The sequence below is a fragment of the Micromonospora sp. NPDC050276 genome (assembly GCF_044459545.1).
In the GTDB taxonomy this organism is placed as follows: Bacteria; Actinomycetota; Actinomycetes; order Mycobacteriales; family Micromonosporaceae; genus Micromonospora.
The window spans coordinates 103,854-126,135 of sequence record NZ_JBITJA010000010.1 but is presented as its reverse complement, the minus strand read 5'-3'; the positions used below and the strand labels follow the sequence as shown (position 1 = coordinate 126,135).

18 protein-coding genes and 1 pseudogene are annotated in these 22,282 nt (G+C 69.7%); all 19 read right to left on the bottom strand.

Annotated features, from left to right (window positions below):
- Positions 1–21: 21 nt before the first annotated feature.
- Positions 22–1,575 carry an NADH-quinone oxidoreductase subunit NuoN gene (nuoN, locus tag ACIBF8_RS22725; RefSeq protein WP_396785385.1) on the bottom strand — a complete coding sequence of 518 codons (1,554 nt, stop codon included), beginning with the start codon at positions 1,573–1,575 and terminating at the stop codon, positions 22–24.
- Complete coding sequence (locus ACIBF8_RS22720; RefSeq protein WP_112585696.1) at positions 1,572–3,107, bottom strand: NADH-quinone oxidoreductase subunit M; 1,536 nt, start codon at positions 3,105–3,107, stop codon at positions 1,572–1,574. The genes nuoN and ACIBF8_RS22720 overlap by 4 nt, the downstream gene beginning before the upstream one ends.
- Before the next feature lie 64 nt (positions 3,108–3,171).
- Positions 3,172–5,097, bottom strand: a complete 1,926-nt coding sequence (nuoL, locus tag ACIBF8_RS22715) for an NADH-quinone oxidoreductase subunit L (RefSeq protein WP_396785383.1) — start codon at positions 5,095–5,097, stop codon at positions 3,172–3,174.
- Positions 5,098–5,108: 11 nt separating this feature from the next.
- Positions 5,109–5,408 (bottom strand): NADH-quinone oxidoreductase subunit NuoK, encoded by a 300-nt coding sequence (gene nuoK / locus ACIBF8_RS22710; RefSeq protein WP_396785382.1) that lies wholly within the window; start codon positions 5,406–5,408, stop codon positions 5,109–5,111.
- Between the two features lie 58 nt (positions 5,409–5,466).
- Positions 5,467–6,240, bottom strand: a complete 774-nt coding sequence (locus ACIBF8_RS22705) for an NADH-quinone oxidoreductase subunit J (RefSeq protein ID WP_396785380.1) — start codon at positions 6,238–6,240, stop codon at positions 5,467–5,469.
- Entirely contained in the window at positions 6,237–6,878 is a 642-nt protein-coding gene (nuoI, locus tag ACIBF8_RS22700; RefSeq protein ID WP_112585694.1) for an NADH-quinone oxidoreductase subunit NuoI, read from the bottom strand. The genes ACIBF8_RS22705 and nuoI overlap by 4 nt, the downstream gene beginning before the upstream one ends.
- 1 nt (position 6,879) lies before the next feature.
- Positions 6,880–8,232 carry an NADH-quinone oxidoreductase subunit NuoH gene (gene nuoH / locus ACIBF8_RS22695; RefSeq protein ID WP_396785379.1) on the bottom strand — a complete coding sequence of 451 codons (1,353 nt, stop codon included), beginning with the start codon at positions 8,230–8,232 and terminating at the stop codon, positions 6,880–6,882.
- A complete protein-coding gene (locus ACIBF8_RS22690; RefSeq protein WP_396785378.1) occupies positions 8,229–10,790 on the bottom strand; it encodes an NADH-quinone oxidoreductase subunit G in 2,562 nt (853 codons plus the stop codon). Before ACIBF8_RS22690 ends, nuoH begins: the two co-directional genes overlap by 4 nt.
- Positions 10,790–12,106 carry an NADH-quinone oxidoreductase subunit NuoF gene (nuoF, locus tag ACIBF8_RS22685; protein WP_278137003.1) on the bottom strand — a complete coding sequence of 439 codons (1,317 nt, stop codon included), beginning with the start codon at positions 12,104–12,106 and terminating at the stop codon, positions 10,790–10,792. The genes ACIBF8_RS22690 and nuoF overlap by 1 nt, the downstream gene beginning before the upstream one ends.
- Entirely contained in the window at positions 12,103–13,236 is a 1,134-nt protein-coding gene (gene nuoE / locus ACIBF8_RS22680; RefSeq protein WP_396785376.1) for an NADH-quinone oxidoreductase subunit NuoE, read from the bottom strand. Before nuoE ends, nuoF begins: the two co-directional genes overlap by 4 nt.
- Positions 13,233–14,561, bottom strand: coding sequence for an NADH-quinone oxidoreductase subunit D (locus tag ACIBF8_RS22675; RefSeq protein ID WP_396785374.1), 1,329 nt, complete (start codon positions 14,559–14,561; stop codon positions 13,233–13,235). The genes nuoE and ACIBF8_RS22675 overlap by 4 nt, the downstream gene beginning before the upstream one ends.
- On the bottom strand, positions 14,558–15,295 hold the full coding sequence (locus ACIBF8_RS22670) for an NADH-quinone oxidoreductase subunit C (RefSeq protein ID WP_396785372.1): 738 nt from the start codon (positions 15,293–15,295) through the stop codon (positions 14,558–14,560). Before ACIBF8_RS22670 ends, ACIBF8_RS22675 begins: the two co-directional genes overlap by 4 nt.
- Complete coding sequence (locus ACIBF8_RS22665) at positions 15,292–15,969, bottom strand: NADH-quinone oxidoreductase subunit B family protein (RefSeq protein WP_145785918.1); 678 nt, start codon at positions 15,967–15,969, stop codon at positions 15,292–15,294. Before ACIBF8_RS22665 ends, ACIBF8_RS22670 begins: the two co-directional genes overlap by 4 nt.
- A gap of 14 nt (positions 15,970–15,983) precedes the next feature.
- Positions 15,984–16,349 carry an NADH-quinone oxidoreductase subunit A gene (locus ACIBF8_RS22660; protein WP_007454588.1) on the bottom strand — a complete coding sequence of 122 codons (366 nt, stop codon included), beginning with the start codon at positions 16,347–16,349 and terminating at the stop codon, positions 15,984–15,986.
- 134 nt (positions 16,350–16,483) lie between these two features.
- Positions 16,484–17,761 carry a geranylgeranyl reductase family protein gene (locus ACIBF8_RS22655; RefSeq protein WP_396785371.1) on the bottom strand — a complete coding sequence of 426 codons (1,278 nt, stop codon included), beginning with the start codon at positions 17,759–17,761 and terminating at the stop codon, positions 16,484–16,486.
- 139 nt (positions 17,762–17,900) lie between these two features.
- On the bottom strand, positions 17,901–18,125 hold the full coding sequence (locus ACIBF8_RS22650) for a hypothetical protein (RefSeq protein WP_030334118.1): 225 nt from the start codon (positions 18,123–18,125) through the stop codon (positions 17,901–17,903).
- A 118-nt stretch (positions 18,126–18,243) separates the two neighbouring features.
- On the bottom strand, positions 18,244–18,954 hold the full coding sequence (locus ACIBF8_RS22645) for a demethylmenaquinone methyltransferase (protein ID WP_396785370.1): 711 nt from the start codon (positions 18,952–18,954) through the stop codon (positions 18,244–18,246).
- A gap of 686 nt (positions 18,955–19,640) precedes the next feature.
- Positions 19,641–20,696, bottom strand: a pseudogene (locus ACIBF8_RS22640) (cell wall anchor protein); the annotation flags it as partial.
- Between the two features lie 374 nt (positions 20,697–21,070).
- Positions 21,071–22,261, bottom strand: coding sequence for a cyclic dehypoxanthinyl futalosine synthase (gene mqnC / locus ACIBF8_RS22635; protein WP_396785368.1), 1,191 nt, complete (start codon positions 22,259–22,261; stop codon positions 21,071–21,073).
- Positions 22,262–22,282 lie beyond the last annotated feature (21 nt).

Sequence of the window (22,282 nt, the reverse complement as noted above, 5' to 3'; positions counted from 1 at the left end):
CCCCGGTGAGCGATCCTTCGGTCATCGAACGAATTCGGCAGCTCCAGCGGCCAGATCGAGCAGCGGCGCCGGGGCGACGCCCAGCACCAGCGTCGCCAGCACACCGATCATCAGCGCGGCGGAGGTGAGCCCCCCAGGCACGGTGACGGTCGGGGTGGACTCGCCCGGCTCGGAGAGCCACATCATCACCACGACCCGCAGGTACGGGAACGCAAGCACCATGCTGGTCAGCACACCGGCGATCACCAGCCACGCCTGGCCACCCTCCAGGGCCGGCCCGAAGATGGCGAACTTGCTGGTGAATCCGCTGGTCAGCGGGATACCGGCGAAGGCGAGCAGGATGAACGTGAACAGCGCGGCGAAGAACGGCGACCGGCGGCCCAGCCCGGCCCAACGGGACAGGTGGGTGGCCTCCCCGTCGTCGTCGCGGACGAGGGTCACCACGGCGAACGCGGCCAACACCGAGAAGCCGTACGCGACCAGGTAGAACATCGTGCCGGCGAGCCCGTCGCGGCTCGGCGCCAACACACCGACCAGCAGGTAGCCGGCGTTGGCGATCGAGGAGTACGCGAGCAGCCGCTTGATGTCGGTCTGGGTGACCGCGAGCACCGCGCCGACCAGCATGGTCAGCACCGCCACCGCGCCGAGGATCGGCGTGAAGTCCCAGTTGGCGTTGGCGAACGCGACCTGGAAGACGCGCAGCAGAGCACCGAACGCGGCGACCTTGGTGCAGGCCGCCATGAACCCGGTGACCGGGGTCGGGGCGCCCTGGTAGACGTCCGGGGTCCAGACGTGGAACGGAGCCGCCGCGGCCTTGAAGAGCAGACCGATGGCGAGCAGCGCCATGCCGGCGAAGAGCAGCACCGGGCTGGCCGGAGACTCGCTCACCGCCGCGTGGATGGTGGCGAAGTCGACGCCGGCCGGGCGGCCCGGGATGCCGGCGGTGAAGCCGTAGATCAGGGCCACGCCGAACAGGAAGAACGCGGAGGCGTACGCGCCGAGCAGGAAGTACTTCATCGCCGCCTCCTGGCTCAGCAGACGCCGGCGACGGGCCAGCGCGCAGAGCAGGTAGAGCGGCAGGGAGAAGACCTCCAGCGCGATGAACATGGTCAGCAGGTCGTTCGCCGCCACGAAGATCAGCATGCCGCCGATCGCGAACGTGGTGAGCGGGTAGACCTCGGTGAGACCGTTGCGTCCCTCGGCCTGCCGCCGGTCGTCGGCCGACTCGGCGGTCACCGCGGCCTGGGCGACGAACGCCCCACCCCGCTCGACCGAGCGGTCACCGATCAGCAACAGCGCCATCGCGGCCAGCACCAGGATCGCGCCCTGGAGGAAGAGCGTCGGCCCGTCGATCGCGAGGGCCTGGCCGGCGGTGATGATCCGCTCGTCGGCGTTGAGGACCACCATGGTCAGTGCCGCGAGCACCGCGAGCAGCGCCAGCGTCAGCTGCACCACGTGCCGCCAACGCCGGGGCACGACAGCCTCGACCAGCACGCCGAGCAACGCGGCGCCCAGCATGATCAGGATCGGAGAGAGCGCCGAATAGTTGATCGACGGCAGGTTCAACTCAGTCACTTTGCCGCCTCCTGGACGGTGCCGCCCACGGACGGTGCCGGGTCGGTTCTGCCGATGTCGTCCATGGTCGCCTGGACGGCCGGGTTGATCACGTCAGTGACCGGCTTGGGGAAGAAGCCGAGCAGCACGATCAGCGCGATCAGGGGGGCAACCACGACCTTCTCGCGCAGGTTGAGGTCCCGGCGCATCCCGTCGACCTCGGTGAGCGCCGGGTTGAGGGTGCCCTGGGTGGTGCGCTGCACCATCCACAGCACGTACGCGGCGGCCAGGATGATGCCGAGCGTGGCGATGACCGCGACCGGCTTGTTCACCGTGAAGGTGCCGATCAGCACCAGGAACTCGGAGATGAACGGTGCCGTACCAGGCAGCGCGAGCGAGGCCAGACCGGCGAAGAAGAGCACCCCGGCGAGCACCGGGACCAGCTTGCCGGCACCACCGAAGTCACTGATCAGCGCCGAGCCGCGCCGGGAGATCAGCATGCCCACCACCAGGAAGAGCAGGCCGGTGGCCAACCCGTGGTTGAGCATGTAGAGCACCGCACCGGTGCCGGCCTGGGTGGTGAAGGCGAAGATGCCCACCCCGATGAAGCCGAAGTGCGCGATCGAGGTGTACGACACCAGCCGCTTGAGGTCGTTCTGGCCGACAGCCAGCAGCGCGGCGTAGACGATGCCGATCACGCCCAGGGCCAGCGCCCACGGTGCGAACCACTTCGACGCCTCCGGGAACAGCGGCAGGCAGTAGCGCAGGATGCCGAAGGTGCCGACCTTGTCCAGCACACCGACCAGCAGGGCTGCCGCGCCCGCCGGGGCGGCGCCACCGGCATCGGGGAGCCAGGTGTGGAACGGGAAGAACGGCGCCTTGATGGCGAACGCGAGGAAGAAGCCGAGGAACAGCCACCGCTCGGTGCCGGTGCTGATGTCCACCTGCGACAGCGCCTGCCAGTCGAAGGTCTTGCCGCCGACCACCCACAGGCCGATCACCGCGGCCAGCATGAACAGACCGCCGACGAGCGAGTAGAGGAAGAACTTCACCGCCGCGTACTGCCGCTGGTGGCCGCCGTAGCTGCCGATCAGGAAGTACATCGGGACGAGCATGACCTCGAAGAACACGTAGAACAGGAAGACGTCGGCGGCCGCGAAGACACCGATCATCGTGCACTCGAGGACCAGCAGCAGCGCGAAGTAGACGGGCACCGACCGCTTCGACGACTCGGCGTCGTGCCAGGACGCCAGGATCACCAGCGGCACCAGCACCGCGATCAGCATCAGCATCACCAGCGCGATGCCGTCGGCCGCGAAGGTGAAGCTGACCCCCCAGTTCGGGATCCACGAGTACGACTCGCGGAACTGGAACCGGTCACCGCCGGCGTTGAAGCTGACCCACATCACCACCGACAGCACCAGCACGAGCAGCGACCAGGCGAACGCCACCTGCTTGGCCAGCTCCGGCCGGTGGCGCGGCAGGAAGGCCACCACCAGGGCGCCCACCAGCGGCGCCACGGTGAGCACCGAGAGGAACGGAAAGTTGGACATTATGCGGCCTTACCTCCGTCGTCACTGCGTGGTCCGCCGGCGGGGGCGGGCGTATTGAGGTCGATCACGCCAACCACCCCGCCTGCACCGCCAGGAACGCCGCCATCACCAGCAGCGCACCGGCCAGGATCGAGGTGGCGTACGAGCGGACGAAGCCGGTCTGCATCCGCCGGAGCCGACCCGAACCACCACCGACCGCAGCGGCGAGCCCGTTGACGAGCCCGTCGATGCCCCGGTTGTCGAGGTACACCAGCGCCCGGGTGAGGAAGATGCCCGGCTTCTCGAAAACCGCCTCGTTGACCGCGTCGGTGTAGAGGTTGCGCCGGGCGGCGGTGACCAGCACCCCGGCCGGCTGCGGCGCGGTGGCCGTACCGGCCCGGAACAGGAACCAGGCGAGCCCGGCGCCGAGCACGGTGACCAGCAGCGACAGCGTGGTGATCACGGCGTGCGAGAGGACCGCCTCGTGCTCGGCGTGCTCGCCGCCCAGCCCGGCGGTCGCCGTCAGCCAGTCCGGAACGGACGTGGAGAGCAGGAAGCCGGCGCCGACCGAACCGGCCGCCAGGAGGATCAGCGGGATGGTCATCAGCTTCGGCGACTCGTGCGGGTGCTCGATGTCCTCGGTCCAGCGCTGGGGGCCGTGGAACGTGAGCACGAACAGCCGCGTCATGTAGAACGCGGTCAGCCCCGCCCCGAGCAGCGCCGCCCCGCCGAAGAGCCAGGCGGTCCAGTCCTCCCGCTCAAACGCGGCCACGATGATCGGCTCCTTGGAGAAGAAGCCGGAGAACGGGAACATGCCGATGATGGCCAGCCAGCCCATCATGAAGGTCAGCCAGGTGATCTTCATGTACTTCGACAGCCCACCGAAGCGGCGGATGTCGACCTGGTCCTTCATCCCGTGCATCACCGCGCCGGCACCCAGGAACATGTTGGCCTTGAAGAAGCCGTGCGCCAGCAGATGCACGATGGCCAGCGCGTACGCGCCACCGCCCAGGCCGACGCCGACGAACATGTAGCCGATCTGGCTCACCGTCGACCAGGCGAGCACCCGCTTGATGTCGTCCTTGGCCGCACCGATGATGCAGCCGATCAGCAGGGTGAGCGCGCCGACGCTGACGACCACCAGTTGCAGCGTCGAGTTCGCGGAGAAGATCGGGTTGGACCGGGCGATCAGGTAGACGCCCGCGGTGACCATGGTGGCCGCGTGGATGAGCGCCGACACCGGGGTCGGGCCCTCCATCGCGTCCGGCAACCAGGCCTGGAGCGGGAACTGGCCGGACTTGCCGGCCGCCCCGAGCAACAGCAGCAGACCGAGGACCAGCACGGTGGTGCCGGTCAGCGCGCCGACACCGTTGAACACCTCGTCGTACTGGGTGGTGCCCAGGGTGGCGAACATGATGAAGATGCCGATGGCCAGGCCGGCGTCACCGACCCGGTTCATCAGGAACGCCTTCTTGCCCGCGGTGGCCGCGCTCGGCCGCTCGGTCCAGAAGGAGATCAGCAGGTACGACGCCAGACCGACGCCCTCCCAGCCGAAGTACAACATCACGTAGTTGTTGCCGAGCACCAGCAGCAGCATCGCCGCGACGAACAGGTTGAAGTACGCGAAGAACCGACGACGGCCGGCGTCGTGCGACATGTACTCCACCGCGTACAGGTGGATCAGGAAACCCACCCCGGTGATCAGCAGCACGAAGACCGCAGCCAGCGGGTCGAACAGCAGGCCGAAGTCGACGCGCAGGTCACCGACAGCGATGAAGTCCCAGAGGCTCAGCTCGACCGACTTGTTCTCCAGGCCACGCAGCTGGAAGAAGAAGGCCAGGCCGAGCACGAACGCGGCGCCGATCGCGGCGACGCCCAACCAGTGCCCCCAGCGGTCGGCCCGGCGGCCGAGCAGCAGCAGGATGGCCGCGCTGACCAGCGGGATCGCCACGAGCAGCCAGACGCTGCCGAGCAAGCCTGTGGCACCGGCGTACTGCACAGTCTCTTCCACTTGCTTGCCCCTTAGTACTTGAGCAGGTTGGCGTCGTCGACGCTCGCCGAGCGTCGCGTCCGGAAGATGGACATGATGATCGCGAGCCCGACCACGACCTCGGCCGCCGCCACCACCATCACGAAGAACGCCATGATCTGACCGTTCAGGTCACCGTTGATCCGGCTGAAGGTGACCAGCGTCAGGTTGGCCGCGTTGAGCATCAGCTCCACGCACATGAACAGCACGATCGCGTTGCGCCGGACGAGCACCCCGGCGGCGCCGATGGTGAACAGCATCGCCGCGAGGACCAGGTAGTAGTCAGGCGTCATGGCTGAGCTGTCCTTTCGTTCGCGACTGCGGGGCTCCGCTTCGCTGCACTCCTCGCGCTCACCGTTGGTCCGTACCTTTCAGCGTGGTCTCCTGCGCGGTCAGCTCCCGCACCGGCAGGATGTCCGGCGTGCTCCGCTCGGAGAGCCGGCCGTCCGGCAGTCGCGCCGGGGTGGCCACCGAGGACGAGGTCGCGAAGACGCCGGGGCCCGGCTTGGGGCCGGGGTAGTTGCCCGGCGCGAAGCGGGCCCGCATCGTCGACGGCTGGTCGACCTTGTCCTGCTTGCGGCGCTCGATGTGGGCGAGCACCATCGCACCGACCGCCGCGGTGATCAGCAGCGCCGAGGTCAGCTCGAACGCGAACACGTACTTGGTGAAGAGCAGTCGGGCGATGCCCTGCACGTTGCCCTCCGCGTTGGCCTGCTCCAGGCCGACCGCGGTGGTTCCCTCCAGCGCCCGGTAGAGCGCGCCGCCGACCAGACCGGCGAAGCCCAGCCCCAGCACGATCGCGGCGACCCGCTGACCGCGCAGCGTCTCGATGAGCGAGTCCGTGGAGTCCCGACCGACCAGCATCAGCACGAAGAGGAAGAGCATCATGATCGCGCCGGTGTAGACGATGATCTGCACCATGCCGATGAACGGCCCGGCCTGGAGCACGTAGAACACGCCCAGGCAGAGCATGGTGAGCACCAACCAGAGCGCGGAGTGCACCGCGTTACGCGCGGCCACCATCCCGATCGCCCCGATGAGCGCGAGCGGCCCGAGGATCCAGAAGGTGACCTCCTCACCGCCGGACACCCCACCCGCCGCGGCCAGCACCGTAGACGTGGTCATGCTTCCTCTCCCTTGCCGGCCGCGACGCGCTGGGCGGCCTGCTCGGCGCCCGGGAACGTCACGCCGGGGTGCTCCTCGACCTGGTAGCGGCCGGGGCCCATCGGGGACGTCTCCGCACCGGCGGAGGTGCCCGGGTTGTCCAGCGCGCCGACGTAGTAGTCCTTCTCGCTGTCACCCAGCCGCATCGGGTGCGGCGGCTGCTCCATGCCCTCGAGCAGCGGCGCAAGCAACTGCTCCTTGGTGAAGATCAGGTCCTGCCGGTTGTCCCGGGCCAGCTCGTACTCGTTACTCATGGTCAGCGATCGAGTCGGGCACGCCTCGATGCACAGCCCGCAGAAGATGCACCGGGCGTAGTTGATCTGGTAGATGCTGGCGTACCGCTCACCCGGCGAGAAGCGCTGCTCGTCGGTGTTGTCGCCACCCTCGACGTAGATCGCGTCCGCCGGGCAGGCCCAGGCGCACAGCTCGCAGCCGATGCACTTCTCCAGGCCGTCCGGGTGCCGGTTGAGAATGTGCCGCCCGTGGTAGCGCGGCGCCGACACCGGCGGCTTGAACGGATAGTCGGTGGTGACGACCTTCCTGAACATGTGCGAGAAGGTGACACCGAATCCCTTGAACGTTCCGGTGATCGCGCCCACGTCACACCTCCCTGGAGTCCGAGCCGGCAACGATGTTGGCCGGCTCCCGCTCGGCGACCACGCGCGTGATACGCGGGCTCGGTGGTACCTGAAGATCCATCGGCGGCAGCGGGAAGCTCCCGTACGGCCGGTTGTCGACCTGCTCCTGCGTCGTCGGAGTCGGCGTCGGCTTGCGGCTGGGCCAGAAGATCGTGGCGATCAGCAGGATGCCGGCCGGAATGCCGACGGCGATCACCTTGCCGCGGGTGTCCCAGCCCTCGATGGAGCGCAGGCCCGACAGGACCAGGATCCAGACCAGGTTGATCGGCAGCAGCACCTTCCAACCGAGGCGCATGAACTGGTCGTACCGCAGCCGGGGCAGCGTGCCGCGCAGCCAGACGAAGACGAAGACCAGCGCGATCACCTTGCCGAAGAACCAGAGCATCGGCCACCAGCCGGAGTTGGCGCCCTCCCAGATGGTGATCGGCCACGGCGCTCGCCAACCGCCCAGGAACAGCGTGGTGGTGACCGCGGACATGGTCACCATCGCGACGTACTCGCTGAGCATGAAGAGCGCGAACTTCAGCGAGCTGTACTCGGTCATGAAGCCCGCGACCAGCTCGGACTCGGCCTCGGGGAGGTCGAACGGCGCCCGGTTGGTCTCACCCACGGTGGCGATGAAGAAGATGACGAAACTCGGCAGCAGCAGGATCGCGTACCAGCCCGGCGCCGGGATCGTCTGGCCGAGGATAGTCAGCTGGGTGCCGTCGCCCTGCGCCGCGACGATCCCGCTCGTGCTCATCGTGCCGGCGGTCATGAAGACCGCCACGATGCTCAGCCCCATGGCGACCTCGTAGGAGATCATCTGGGCACTCGACCGGAGACCACCCAGCAGCGGGTACGTCGAGCCGGAGGCCCAACCACCCAGCACGATGCCGTAGACACCCATCGACGAGCAGGCGAGCAGCAGCAGCACCGCCACCGGCACGTCGGTGACCTGCAACGGCGTGTGGTGACCGAAGATGCTCACCATCGGACCGAACGGCACCACCGACAGGGCGGTGACCGCGCAGATCACCGAGATGGTCGGGGCGAAGAAGTAGACGACCTTGTCGGCCGCCTTCGGCAGGATGTCCTCCTTGAAGGCCATCTTCAGGCCGTCGGCGAGGGTCTGCAGCAGGCCGAACGGACCGACCTGGTTGGGGCCGGGCCGCACCTGCATGTAGCCGACCACGCGCCGTTCGAACCAGACACCGAGCAGGGTGGCCAGCAGACCGAAGGCGAACGCGAAGACAATCTTGCCGAGAACCAGCCACCACGGATCCCGACCGAAGTCGGCCAGCGTCGGATCCTGGGCCAGGTAGATCGGGTTCACTGGTTACCCCCAGAACTGAGGAGCGGACCCGGGAGACCGGTCTCGTCGGCCGCCACGCGTCCGGCCGGAATGGCCGTACTCGGTGCGGGGACGGAGATCCGGACGACCGCGCCGGACGTCGCCCCGAGGCTGCGCCGCACGGTCGAGCCGGGTGAGTTGGTCGGCAGCCAGACCACGCCGTCCGGCATCTCGGTGAGCTCCGCCGGCAGGGTCAGCGCCCCCCGGTCGGTGCCGACCGTGACGGCGTCACCGTCGGCGACGCCGAGCGCCTCGGCGGTGCCCTTACCCAGCCGGACCACCGGCGGGCGGGCGGTCCCGGCGAGGTTCTCGTCGCCCTCGGTCAGGGTGCCGAGATCCACCAGCTGGTGCCAGGTGGCCAGCACGGCCTCCCCGGCGCCCGGCTGCGGCACCCGGCCCGGCGCGACCGACGGCGCGGCCGGTCGAGACATCCGCGTCGCCGGCAGCGAGCCCAGCTCGCGGCGCACGCTCAGCACGTCGGCCGTGCCGAGGCGCACGTCGAGCAGCGCGGCCAGCGCGTCGAGCACCCGCCCGTCGGTCATCGCGGAGGTGTTCAGCACCGCCTCGAACGGACGCAGCCGACCCTCCCAGTCCAGGAAGCTGCCGGCCTTCTCGACCACCGGGGCGACCGGCAGTACCACGTTCGCCCGCCGGGTCACCGCGCTGGCGCGCAGCTCCAGGCTGACCAGGAACGGCACCGCGTCCAGGGCGGACTCGGCCAGTCGCGGGTCGGCCAGGTCGGCCGGGTCGACACCGCCGACGATCAGCGCGCCGAGCTGCCCGTTGGCGGCCGCGGTCAGGATGCCGTCGGTGTCCCGACCGGCCTGGCTCGGGATCACCCCGGCCGGGATGTCCCACGCCTCACCCAGCTCGGCCCGGGCGGCCGGCTCGGTGACCAGGCGTCCGCCGGGGAGCAGGTTGGGCAGACAGCCCGCGTCGACCGCGCCCCGGTCACCCGCGCGCCGCGGCACCCAGGCCAGCTTCGCGCCGGTACGCCGGGCCACGTCGGCCGCGGCGGAGAGCCCACCCGGCACGGTGGCCAGCCGCTCGCCGACGATCAGGATCGCGCCCGGCGCGCTCAGCGCCTCGGTGACCGTGGCGTGCTCGGCCAGCACGCTGGCCTCCTCGCCCGGCACCACCCGGGCCAGCTTGGCGCCGAGCTTCTCCAGGCCGCGGGTGGCGAAGGGCGCCAGCGCGTACACCGTCAGGGTCTTCTTCAGGTACGCCTTGCGCAGCCGCAGGAAGAGGATCGGGCACTCCTCCTCCGGCTCCAGGCCGACCAGCACCACCGCTGGCGCGTTCTCCACGTCGGTGTAGGTGACGTCGGTGACCCCGGCGACCGAGCTGGCCAGGAAGTCGGCCTCCTCGCGGGAGACCGGCCGGGCCCGGAAGTCGATGTCGTTGGTGTTCAACGCGACCCGGGCGAACTTGGCGTACGCGTACGCGTCCTCGACGGTCAGCCGACCGCCGGTGAGCACCGCTGTGCCCTGCCCGCTCTCCCGAGCCGTGTGCAGCCCCTCGGCGGCCACGGTGAGCGCCTCACTCCAGGAGGCTTCGCGCAGCTCACCGGTGTGCTCGTCGCGGACCAGCGGAGTGGTCAGCCGGTCGGCGGCGCGGGTGTACTGGAAGCCCCACCGGCCCTTGTCGCAGTTCCACTCCTCGTTCACCGCCGGCTCGTCGCCGGCCAGCCGGCGCAGCACCTTGCCGCGCCGCCAGTCGGTGCGCTGCCCGCAGCCGGCCGAGCAGTGCTCGCACACGCTCGGGCTGGAGACCAGGTCGAACGGGCGGGCCCGGAAGCGGTACTGGGCGCCGGTCAGCGCACCCACCGGGCAGATCTGCACGGTGTTGCCGGAGAAGTAGGAGTTGAACGGGACGTCTCCACCGGCGAAAGCCGGAGCGCCAGCGGAGGCTGAGTCGGTGCGGCCAGCACTGCCGTCGTCCGCTTTCCCTCCATACGCGTCGTCCCGGTAGATGTTGATCTCCTCGGCGGACGACCGGCCCATCAGGTCGATGAACTTGTCGCCGGCGATCTCCTCGGAGAACCGGGTGCACCGCTGGCAGAGCACGCACCGCTCACGGTCCAGCAGCACCTGGCTGCTGATCGCCATCGGCTTCTCGTACTCCCGCTTGTGCTCGTGGAAGCGCGAGTCGGTGCGGCCGGTGGACATCGCCTGGTTCTGGAGCGGGCACTCACCGCCCTTGTCACACATCGGGCAGTCCAGCGGGTGGTTGAGCAGCAGCAGCTCCATCACCCCCTCCTGCGCCTTCTTGGCCACCGGGGAGGTGATCTGCGTACGCACGACCATGCCGTCGGCGACGGTCTGGGTGCAGGAGGCGACCGGCTTGCGCTGCCCCTCCACCTCGACCAGGCACTGCCGGCACGCGCCGGCTGGAGCCAGCAGCGGGTGGTCGCAGAACCGGGGGATCTCGGTGCCCATCTGCTCGGCGACCCGGATCAGCAGCGTCCCCTTGGGGGCGGTGACCTCGACGCCGTCGATGGTGAGGGTGACGGTCTCGGTCTGCTTGGCTACGTCGGTCATTAGTGCGCCCCTACCAGGGTCTTCTCCGACAACTTGGGTGCGGTCCGTCCCTCGATGTAGTCGAGGTAGTCCTGCTTGAAGTACTGCAGCGAGGAGGTCACCGAGCTGGTCGCGCCGTCACCCAGCCCACAGAACGAGCGGCCGAGGATGTTGTCGCAGGTGTCCAGCAGGGTGTCCAGGTCTTCGTGGGTGCCCTGACCGGCGAGGATCCGCCGGTAGACCCGCACCATCCAGTAGTTGCCCTCGCGGCACGGGGTGCACTTGCCGCACGACTCGTGGTGGTAGAACTCCAGCCACCGGTACGTCGCGTAGACCGGGCAGTCCTGGTCGGAGAAGATCTGCGTGGCCGTGGTGCCGAGGATCGAGCCGGCCGCCGCCACCCCCTCGAAGTCCAGTGGCACGTCCAGGTGCTCGGCGGCGAGCAGCGGAGTGGACGAACCGCCCGGGGTCCAGAACCGCAGGTTGTGGCCGGGCTGCATGCCCCCGGCCAGCTCCAGCAGCTCGCGCAGCGTGACACCCATCGAGCACTCGTACTGGCCCGGGTTGGCGACCCGGCCGGAGAGCGAGTAGATCATCGGCCCGGAGGACTTCTCGGTGCCCATGCTCTTCCACCAGTCGGCCCCGCCGAGCACGATCGGCGGCACGCTGGCGATGGTGCCGACGTTGTTCACCACGGTCGGGCTCGCGTACAGGCCGTGGGTGGCCGGGAACGGCGGGCGCAGCCGGGGTTGACCCCGGAACCCTTCGAGCGAGTCGAGCAGTGCCGTCTCCTCGCCGCAGATGTACGCCCCGGCGCCGGAATGCACCACCAGCTCCAGGTCGTAGCCACTGCGCAGGATGTTCCGGCCCAGGTAACCCTTGTCGTACGCCTCCTGGACCGCGTTGCGCAGCCGACGTGCGGCGTGCACCGCCTCGCCCCGGATGTAGATGTAGGCGCGGCTGGCCCGGATCGCGTACGACGCGATGATCACGCCCTCGACCAGCGCGTGCGGGTCGTGGGTCATCAGCGGCAGGTCCTTGCAGGTGCCCGGCTCGCCCTCGTCGGCGTTGACCACCAGGTAGTGCGGCTTGCCGTCGCCCTGCGGGATGAAGCCCCACTTGAGACCGGTGGGGAAGCCGGCGCCGCCACGGCCCCGCAGCCCGGAGTCCTTGATCAGCTGGATCAGGTCGTCCGGGTGGGCCTTGAGCGCCTTGCGCAGCGCGGCGTAGCCGTCCAACTGCTCGTACGTGCCGATCCGCCAGGCGTCCGGCGACAACCAGCGCTTGGTCAGCACCGGCGTCAGCTTGGCCAGCGTCTCCGGGCGGGGAGTGGTCACTTCTGGGCCCCCGTTTCGTTCGCGTCCGCCGGTCCGGCGCCGTCGGCGTCCGTCCCAGCCTTCGCTTCGGTGAGGTTGCGCTCCTGCGCCCCGGCCTCGTCGCCGGCGGGCTTGCCGTCGCCGGCCGGCACGTTGGCCGCCACGCCGGCGGCCTCGGCCGAGCGCGCGTCGCCGGCCTGTGGCGCGGTGCCGCTGCGGTCTGCCGGGGCCTTCGTGCCGGGCGCGTCCGGCACTGCGGTGTCCGCGTCCGGCTGCCGGGTCTCGGCGGTACGCACCTGCGGCGACTTGTCGTCCGGTGCCTTCACGTCCGGCGCGGTGCTGCCGGTGGCCGCTCCCGTCGGGGCGGACGCCCCGTCGCCGCCCTTCACCGGGGCCGCGCTGGCCTCGACGGGTGCCGGCTTGGCGGCCTCCGCCTTCGCCTTCGCCTCGGCGGCGGCCTTGTCCGCCTCCGCCTTGCTGCGGATCGGGGTGTTCGGGTCGAAGCCCGGCACCGAGACGCCGTGCTGCTGGGCCAGCCGCAGCCCGCGCAGGGTGGGCTCGCCCGGCCCGCCGTCGGCGACGGCACCGTCGCGCTCGTCGGCGAAACCGGCGAGCTGTACCGCCATCTCCTTGAGGGTGCAGAGCCGGGCACCCCGGGTGGGCATCGGCCGTCCGCCGGCCCGCAGCTCGTCGACCACACCGACCGCCGTGGAGGCGTCCACGCCGTCGAAGAAGTCGTAGTTGACAGTCATCACCGGGCCGTAGTCGCACGCCGCCAGGCACTCGGCGTGCTCCAGCGTGATCGTGCCGTCGGCGGTGGTCTCGTCGTGCCCGACGCCCAGGTGCTCGGAGAGGGTGTCGTAGACCTCCTGGCCACCGAGCACGTTGCACATGGTGTTGGTGCAGACGCTGACCAGGAAGTCACCGGTCGGCTTGCGCTTGTACATCGTGTAGAAGGTGGCCACCGCGCCGACCTGGGCCTTGTTCAGCCCCAGCACCTCGGCGCAGAACGCGACCCCGGCCGGGGAGACGTACCCCTCCTCGGCCTGCACCAGGTGCAGCAGCGGCAACAACGCCGAGCGGGACCGGTCCGCCGGATAACGAGCGATGATCTCGCGCGCCCGCTCGCGAGTCGTGTCAGTGAAAGTCATCGGTCACAACCACCCATCACGGGGTCCAACGAGGCGCCGCCGGCGATCACGTCGGCGATCAGGCCGCCCTCGGCCATCGCCGGGAGGGCCTGGAGGTTGACGAAGCTCGGCTCCCGGTAGTGCACCCGGTACGGCCGGGTGCCACCGTCGGACACCGCGTGCACGCCCAACTCACCACGGGGTGCCTCGATGGCGACGTACACCTGGCCCGGCGGTACCCGGAAGCCCTCGGTCACCAGCTTGAAGTGGTGGATCAGCGACTCCATCGACTGACCCATGATCTTCGCGACGTGCTCCAGCGAGTTACCCATGCCGTCCACGCCGATGGCCAACTGCGCCGGCCAGGCGATCTTGCGGTCGGCGACCATCACCGGGCCCGGACGGAGCCGGTCCAGGGCCTGCTCGACCAGCTTCAACGACTCCCGGATCTCGGCAAGCCGGACCTGGTAGCGGCCCCACACGTCACCGTCGGGGTGGGTCGGCACGTCGAACTCGTACGTCTCGTAGCCGCAGTACGGCATCGTCTTGCGCAGGTCCCAGGCGAGGCCGGCGGAGCGCAGCACCGGGCCGGTGATGCCGAGCGCCACGCAGCCGGTGACGTCCAGCACCGCGACGTTCTTCGTCCGCTCGGTCCAGATCGGCTGGCCGGAGAGCAGGTCCTCGTACTCCTTGAGCTTCTTCGGCATCATCTTGAGGAAGTCGCGGATCTTGCGGACCGCGTCGTCCGGCACGTCCTGCGCCACGCCGCCCGGCCGCACGTACGCGTGGTTCATCCGCAGACCGGTGATGGTCTCGAAGATGTCGAGGATGTACTCCCGCTCGCGGAAGCCGTACAGCATGATCGAGATCGCGCCCAGCTCCATGCCGGTGGTGGCCAGCCAGACCAGGTGCGACGAGATCCGGTTGAGCTCCATCATCAGCACGCGGATCGTGGTGGCCCGCTCGGTGATGTCGTCGGTGATGCCGAGCAGCTTCTCCACCGCGAGGGCGTACGCCGTCTCGTTGAAGATCGGAGCGAGGTAGTCCATCCGGGTCACGAACGTCGAGCCCTGGACCCAGTTGCGGTATTCGAGGTTCTTCTCGATGCCGGTGTGCAGGTAGCCGACGACCGAGCGGGCCTCGCGGACCGTCTCGCCCTCCAGCTCCAGGATCAACCGCAGCACCCCGTGCGTGGACGGGTGCTGCGGGCCCATGTTGACCACGATGCGCTCGTCGCTGATCGGGTCGGTGCCGGAGACGATCGTGTCCCAGTCCCCGCCGGTGACGGTGAAGACCCGCCCCTCGTCCGTCTCGCGCTCGCTGGCGTAGTTCGACGTCGCGCTCACTGGTACGACCTCCGCGTGTCCGGCGGCTGGATCTCCGCGCCCTTGTACTCGACGGGGACGCCGCCGAGCGGGTAGTCCTTGCGCTGCGGGTGACCCTCCCAGTCGTCCGGCATGAGGATCCGGGTCAGGCTGGGGTGGCCGTCGAAGACGATGCCGAACATGTCGTACGCCTCCCGCTCCTGCCAGTCCGCGGTCGGGTAGACGGCGGTCACGCTGGGCAGGTGCGGGGACTCGACGGAGACCGCGGCCTCCAGCCGGACCCGGCGGCGGTACGTCATCGAGGTGAGCAGGTAGACCACGTGCAGCCGGCGTTCGTCGGCGCCCAGATAGTCCACGCCGGACACCGAGGAACACAGCTCGAACCGCAGCGCCAGGTCGTCCCGCATCACCTGGCAGACCTCGGCGATCCGCTCCGGGCGGACGTGCAGGGTCAGCTCACCCCGGTCGACCACGACCTTCTCGATCGCGTCGCCGAAGGCCGGGTACGCCTCCTCCAACGCGTCGCGAACCTCGTCGAAGTAACCCCCGTACGGCCGGGACGCCTCTTCGATGGGGTGGCGCTGGCGGACCAGGCCGCCGTAGCCGGACACGTCGCCGGTGCCCTGGTTGCCGAACATCCCGCGACCGGCCGGGCTGGCCGGCGGGTACTCGGCCGGGGCGGTGCTGCTGGCGCCGACCGGCGTGACCGGGACCGGCACCCCGCCGTCGTTTGGCTTGTCCGTGGGTGACGTCATTTCGGGCCTACCTGCGGGTGGAGGTGGTTCTGAGCGTTCATCCAGTTCTCGATGCGCAACTGCTCCTCGCGGCCCTCGCGGACCGCCCGGGTCCACTCGGCACGCCGGGCCTTGTCGTTGCGGTACGAGGAGGGCATGGAGCCGTAGGGCACCACCGGAACGTCGCCGCGCTCCTGGCGGGCCGCCAGCATCTTGCGGCCGTTCGGGCCCAGCGGCTCATACATGATCTTCTCGCGGAGCTTGAGGATCGCGTCGATGAGCATCTCCGGCCGGGGCGGGCAGCCGGGCAGGTACATGTCGACCGGCACCACGTGGTCGACACCCTGCACGATCGCGTAGTTGTTGAACATGCCGCCGCTGCTGGCGCAGACGCCCATCGAGAGCACCCAGCGCGGCTCGGCCATCTGGTCGTAGATCTGGCGCAGCACCGGGGCCATCTTCTGACTCACCCGGCCAGCCACGATCATCAGGTCGGCCTGCCGGGGCGACGCCCGGAAGACCTCCATGCCCCAGCGGCCCATGTCGTAGTGCGGACCACCGGCGGCCATCATCTCGATGGCGCAGCAGGCCAGGCCGAAGGTGGCGCCCCACACGGACGACTTCCGGGACCAGTTGACCAGCTTCTCCACCGAGGTGAGCAGGACGCCGGCCGGAAGCTTCTCCTCGATGCCCATCTGACGTTCCTTCCTCAGTCCCAGTCCAGGCCGCCGCGCCGCCACACGTAGGCGTACGCAACGAAGACCGCGACGATGAACAGGACCATCTCCACGAAGCCGAAGATCGGCAGAGCGTCGAACGAGACCGCCCAGGGGTAGAGGAAGATGATCTCGATGTCGAAGACGATGAAGAGCATCGCCGTCAGGTAGAACTTGATCGGGAACCGCCCGCCGCCGACCGGCTGCGGGCTGGGCTCGATGCCGCACTCGTAAGCCTCGAGTTTGGCCTTGTTGTAGCGACGGGGACCGGCGAAGCGGGCGGCGCCAACGGAAAACAGCGAGAACGCCGCGGCGAGGGCGAACAGCCCGATGATCGGTGCGTAAGGCGAGAGCGACATCGTTTTCTCCTGCTCGTCCTTCCCTGCCCTCGGTGCTTGACGAAAATCACACTATTCACGTCCCTCGCAGTGGCAGTCGGCGGGGGTCGATCTTTGTCAGCGTCGGGGCCGTGACCAGCCACGACGCCAGTCATCTAGACGGCTGGCGCGGCCTTCGTCATCGCGTTGATGACCCGGTCCATCGCGTCCCCGCCACGCGGGTCGGTCAGGTTGGCCAACAGCTTGAGCACGAAACGCATCAGCGTTGGGTGCGGCATGCCGTGTTTGGTGGCGATCCGCATGATCTCGGGGCGGCCGATCAGTTTCACGAAGATGCCGCCCAACCGGTAGTAGCCGCCGAGCCGGGCCTTCAGCTCGTTCGGGTACGCCATCAGGGCCCGCTCCCGCTCCGGGCCAGCCGGCCGGGCGAGGGCCTGGACCGCGACCTCGGCGGCCAGCTCGCCGGACTCCATCGCGTACGCGATGCCCTCGCCGTTGAACGGGTTGACCATGCCGCCCGAGTCGCCGACCAGCAGCACACCGCGGGTGTAGTGGGGCACCCGGTTGAAGCCCATCGGCAGCGCGGCACCGAGAATCGGGCCGTCGGCGTTGGTCTCGTCGGTCATCCCCCAGTCTTCCGGGGTGTTGGCGAGCCAGTCGGTGAGCAGCCGGCGGTAGTTGGTCTTGCCGAACGCGGAGGACGAGTTGAGCACCCCGAGGCCGACGTTGACCCGCCCGTCACCGAGGCCGAAGATCCAGCCGTAGCCGGGCAGCAGGTTGTCGCCGCTGTCCTTGCTGCGCAACTCCAGCCAGGACTCCAGGTAGTTGTCGTCGTGCTTGGCCGGCGACCGGTAGTAGCGGCGGACGGCCACCCCGATCGGCCGGTCCTCCCGCTTGGCCAGCCCGAGCGCGAGCGGGAACCGGCCGGAGACGCCGTCCGCCGCGACGACCAGCGGGGCGTGGAAGGTGGTGGGCTCCTTGCCCGGCCCGACCTCCGCCTCGACGCCGACGACGCGGCCGTCGTCGTCCAGCACCGGGCCCAGGACGTTGACGTTGGTCCGCAGCTTGGCGCCGGCGGCCACCGCCCGCTGGGCGAGCAGGTCGTCGAAGTCCAGTCGCGTTCGCACCAGACCGTAGTTGGGGAAGCTGGCGAGCTCCGGCCAGTCCAGTTCGAGGCGTACGCCACCGCCGATGACCCGCAGGCCGCGATTGTGCAGCCAGCCCGCCTCGGGCGAGGTGTCCACACCCATCCGGATGAGCTGGCGCACCGCGCGCGGGGTCAACCCGTCGCCGCAGACCTTCTCCCGCGGGAACTCGGTCTTCTCCAACAACAGCACCCGTACGCCGTGCCGGGCCAGGTGGTACGCAGTCGCTGATCCACCGGGACCGGCGCCCACGACAATGACGTCGGCGTCGTGTTCCACCGCGGTCATTCGCGCCTCCTCCCGCACGCTCGTGAAATGCTTCACAAGCCAGACGGGACGAGTGTATGACCGGCGTCATACCAGCGCAGGATCAGGGGTACCTAACTCGCCGATGTGACAGTCGACGATCGTCCACAGCGGTCAGGTGTCAGGCCGGGCTGGAGGCGTCCAGGCCCGCATCGACGCGAATGGTCTCCGGCAGATGCTCACGGAGCGCACCACCCGCCGCCCGGTCCAGCGCCGCCAACACCTCGGCGACCACCTGCCGGACCTCCACCGGGTCGGCCCCGGCCAACTCGCGCAACTGCGCGATGAGTTCGGCCGCGTCGTCGTCGGTGGCGGCCACCGGGTCCGCCGGGTCTGCTCCGGTCATGCGATCGAGCCTACGGGGCAAAGTGGACTAAAAGCCGATATTCACGAAACCTGAATAATGTCCGTGCTGCGCGGATCCGCCGGGCCTGTCCGGTGGACGAGCTGGCGCGAGCCGTCCGCTACTCGCGGATCCCCCGGTGCAGCGCCACCACGCCACCGGTCAGATTGCGCCACGCCACTCGACCCCACCCGGCGGCGGCCACCCGCCCGGCCAGCGCGGACTGCGCCGGCCAGGCCCGAACCGACTCGGCCAGATAGACGTACGCCTCGGGGTTGCTCGACACCGTGCGGGCCACCACCGGCAACGACCGCATCAGGTACGACAGGTAGACGGTCCGGAAGACCGGGTTGACCGGGGTGCTGAACTCGCAGACCACCAGCCGACCGCCCGGCCGGGTCACCCGGGCCAGCTCACGCAAGGCCGCGTCGGTGTCGTTGACGTTGCGCAGCGCGAAGGAGATGGTCACCGCGTCGAAGCTGGCGTCGGCGAACGGCAGCCGCAGCGCGTCCCCGGCCAGCAGCGGCACCTCGGGGCGGGACCGCTTGCCCGCGTACAGCATGCCCAGCGACAGGTCGACCCCGACCGCGTACGCCCCGGACTGGGCCAGCTCGCGCGTCGAGACGCCGGTGCCCGCGCCCACGTCCAGCACCCGCTCGCCCGGCCGCAGCCCGAGCGCCGCTCGGGTGGCCCGGCGCCAGGAGCGGTCCTGACCCAGCGAGATCACGGTGTTGGTCAGGTCGTAACGCTCCGCCACGCCGTCGAACATCGCGGCGACCTCGTGCGGCTGCTTGTCCAGGCTGGCTCGCTGGCCCTGCGGGGTACGGCTCACCCCTCCACTCTGCCAGCCGCCGGCCAACCGACGCGCGCTGGGTGGTGACGACTCGCACTCGGTACGGGAAGGGGCAGGGTGGTCGCCCACCCCGCCCCTTCCCGTCGTGCCGTTCACCTGCGTCAGTCGGTCGACTTCTCGTCGGTCGGGGAGACCAGGACGACCTTGCGTCGGCGGGAGAGCACCAACAGCGCCCCACCCACGAGCAGGATGATCACGCCGATGCCGCCGATCAGGCCGACCTGCACACCGGTCACCGGCAGGCCGCCACCGCCCGAGCCGCCACCGTCGGAGCCACCACCGGCACCCGGCGAGACGGTCGTGCCCGGCGTCGTCGTACCGCTCGGGGCCGGCGTCGGGGTAGCCGTCGCGGTCGGCGTCTGCGTCGGGGTCGGCGTTGCCGTAACGGTCGGCGTGGGCGTCGGGGTTGCCGTCGGCGTCGGGGTCGGAGTGACCGTCGGCGTGGGCGTCGGGGTAGCCGTCGGCGTCGGGGTCGGCGTCTCCGTCGGAGTCACCGTCGGCGTCGGAGTCGGCGTCTCCGTCGGAGTCACCGTCGGAGTCGGAGTCGGCGTCTCCGTCGGAGTCACCGTCGGAGTCGGAGTGGGCGTCTCCGTCGGAGTCACTGTCGGCGTCGGGGTCGGCGTCTCCGTCGGGGTAGCCGTCGGAGTCGGAGTGGGCGTCTCCGTCGGAGTCGGCGTCACCGTCGGCGTTGGCGTTGGCGTCGGCGTCACCGTCGGCGTGGGCGTCGGGGTCGGGTCCACGGCCAGGTCGACGAAGACGTCGAAGATCGCCTGGTTGTCGCCCTCGTCCACCTCGGTGAAGGTCTTGCGCTGAGCGCTGCTGGCCCGCGCGGACTGCTTCTCGGGCTTGCCGGCGGCCGCGTCCAGACCGTGCGCCACCAGTTCTCCGACCCGCAGCACCTGCTCGGTGACATCCTTGCCGACGGTCACCTTGATGTCCGCCGTGTAGTAGTCGCCGGGCCGGATCACCGCGCCGTCGTCCTGACAGAGCGCCTGGGCGACGCCGAAGGTCTGCGCGGTGCAGGTGACCGGCAGGGTGTCGAAGGTGACGCCCGGCGGGAGGGTGAGCACGTAGGCGAGGCCGGTGGCCTTGCGGCTGCCGTCGTTGTAGACCGCCCAGTCGACCGGCACCGTCTCGCCCGGCCGCACCGGCCGAAGGTCGGGGTCGTCCCCGCTGACGCCGTTCACGACGACGTTCGCGTTGACGTCCTGCACCCAGCTGGTCAGGTCGTACCCGGGCTCGGTGACGGTGATGTCGTGCTCGACCTTGTTGTCTTCCTTGTTGGGGTCCTCGGTGGCGGAGCGGATGGTGACCACCAGAGTGCCCGCGGCGCCCTTACCACCGGTGGAGAAGATCGGGATACCGAAGTCCTCACTGGTGCCGGCGGGCAGGTCGCCGAGGCGGCAGGTGAACTTCTTGCCGTTCACCCGGCAGCCGTCGGGCACCACGACCCGGACCTTGTTCATCTTCAGTTTGCTGGTGTCCACGGTGTAGCTGACACCCTTGGCGTCTTCCTCGCTGCGGGTGTTGTCGACCGTGAACTTGAACGGCTTGCTCTTGGCCTCCGTGACACCCTTGGCCAGGTGGTAGCTGAGCGGCACCAGGGCCAGATCGGCCTGCTCGGCCGCCAGCACTGGGGCGGCCACGGCGGCGATGCCACCGGCCGCGAGCAGCGCCACGACACTGGCGCGCACCAGCGTCGAGCGGTGGAACGCTGTCATCAGTCCCCCGGGGGTAGGGAAGAAAGAATGGTTGCGGAACGAGCGGACGCTATCGAAGGCCGATCTTCCACGCCAGCATGCGGACCCGTTTTCATCCGTCCGGCCCGAGCTGGGCAGACAGTACGGGCGGGATGGTCACCCATCCCGCCCGTACCGCCGTGCGTTATATGAACGACCCGCAACGGGCCGATGGAGGACAGCCCTGTCCGTCGACGGTCGTGACGGATATGAGCCGGGACGCTAGCCGCCGACGATCATCTCCACCAGCCCCGCACCGGACAGCCTGACGCTGTGACGACGGGGACCACCCGTACCGCCGGGGTGAGCCGGCGGGAGCATGAGCGGCGGTCAGCCGAACGGCCGGGCGTCGACCGTCAGCTGACGTCGACCAGGGGCAGGGATCGGCCCGCGCCGCCGCCGGGCAGCGCGATCGAGGAGAAGTGCGAGACCACCCGCTCGTCGGTCGGGTCATCGGCCGGGGTGTGGTGCACGGCGAGCCGGTTGTAGAGGGTGTCGCGCTGCGCGGGGATCCGGTCCGCCGAGCGGATCATGCCGATCAGCTCGTGCAGGTTGGAGCGGTGCCGGGCACCGGCGGAGGAGATGACGTTCTCCTCCAGCATGATCGAGCCGAGGTCGTCCACGCCCATGTGCAGCGCGAGCTGCCCGACGTCCTTGCCGGTCGTCAGCCAGGACGCCTGCAGGTGCGGCACGGTCTCGAAGAAGAGCCGGGCCACCGCGACCAGTCGCAGGTATTCCAGCGTCGTCGCCTGGGTGCGGCCCTTCAGGTGGTTGTTCTCCGGCTGGTACGTCCACGGGATGAAGGACCGGAAACCCCGGGTGCGGTCTTGCACATCCCGGATCATGCGCAGGTGCTCGATCCGCTCGGCGTGCGTCTCGCCGGTGCCCATCATCATCGTGGCGGTCGACTCGATGCCCTGCCGGTGGGCCAGCTCCATGACCTCCAGCCAGCGCTCGCCCGACTCCTTCAGCGGCGCGATGGCCTTGCGGGGCCGCTCGGGCAGCATCTCCGCGCCGGCGCCGGCGATCGAGTCCAGGCCGGCGGTCTTGATCCGGGCGATGGCCTCGTCCAGGCTCACCCCGGAGACCTTGGCCATGTGCAGGATCTCGCTCGGGCCGATCGAGTGGATGACCAGCTGCGGGTACGCCTGCTTAACCGAGGAGAACAGCTCCTCGTAGTACTCCACGCCGTAGTCCGGGTGGTGCCCGCCCTGGAGCATCACCTGGGTCGCGCCCAGCTCGACCGCCTCGCCGCACCGGCGCAGGATCTCCTCGGTCGGGTGGGTCCACCCTTCCTTGTGCTTGGGCGCCCGGTAGAACGCGCAGAACTTGCACGCCGTCACGCAGACGTTGGTGTAGTTGATGTTGCGATCGATCAGGTACGTGACGACGTTGTCCGGGTAGCGCCGCCGGCGCACCGAATCCGCCGCCTCGCCGAGCGCGTGGAAGGGCGCCTCGGTGTAGAGCAGCAGCGCCTCCTCGGGCGTGATCCGCCCGCCGTCCGCGCCGCGCTGCAGGATGTCGTCGATCTCCCGGCTCACCGTCACACCCCGAGCCTACGCCGACGA

What these genes read in the sequence shown, in the direction of transcription:
- ACIBF8_RS22650 (WP_030334118.1), bottom strand. Translation starts at nt 18,125, where the DNA reads ATGACCGGAGCAGACCCGGCGGACCCGGTGGCCGCCACCGACGACGAC.
- ACIBF8_RS22655 (WP_396785371.1), bottom strand. Translation starts at nt 17,761, where the DNA reads ATGACCGCGGTGGAACACGACGCCGACGTCATTGTCGTGGGCGCCGGT.
- ACIBF8_RS22665 (WP_145785918.1), bottom strand. Translation starts at nt 15,969, where the DNA reads ATGGGCATCGAGGAGAAGCTTCCGGCCGGCGTCCTGCTCACCTCGGTG.
- ACIBF8_RS22705 (WP_396785380.1), bottom strand. Translation starts at nt 6,240, where the DNA reads ATGACCACGTCTACGGTGCTGGCCGCGGCGGGTGGGGTGTCCGGCGGT.
- ACIBF8_RS22670 (WP_396785372.1), bottom strand. Translation starts at nt 15,295, where the DNA reads ATGACGTCACCCACGGACAAGCCAAACGACGGCGGGGTGCCGGTCCCG.
- ACIBF8_RS22660 (WP_007454588.1), bottom strand. Translation starts at nt 16,349, where the DNA reads ATGTCGCTCTCGCCTTACGCACCGATCATCGGGCTGTTCGCCCTCGCC.
- nuoE (WP_396785376.1), bottom strand. Translation starts at nt 13,236, where the DNA reads ATGACTTTCACTGACACGACTCGCGAGCGGGCGCGCGAGATCATCGCT.
- ACIBF8_RS22720 (WP_112585696.1), bottom strand. Translation starts at nt 3,107, where the DNA reads ATGTCCAACTTTCCGTTCCTCTCGGTGCTCACCGTGGCGCCGCTGGTG.
- nuoK (WP_396785382.1), bottom strand. Translation starts at nt 5,408, where the DNA reads ATGACGCCTGACTACTACCTGGTCCTCGCGGCGATGCTGTTCACCATC.
- ACIBF8_RS22690 (WP_396785378.1), bottom strand. Translation starts at nt 10,790, where the DNA reads ATGACCGACGTAGCCAAGCAGACCGAGACCGTCACCCTCACCATCGAC.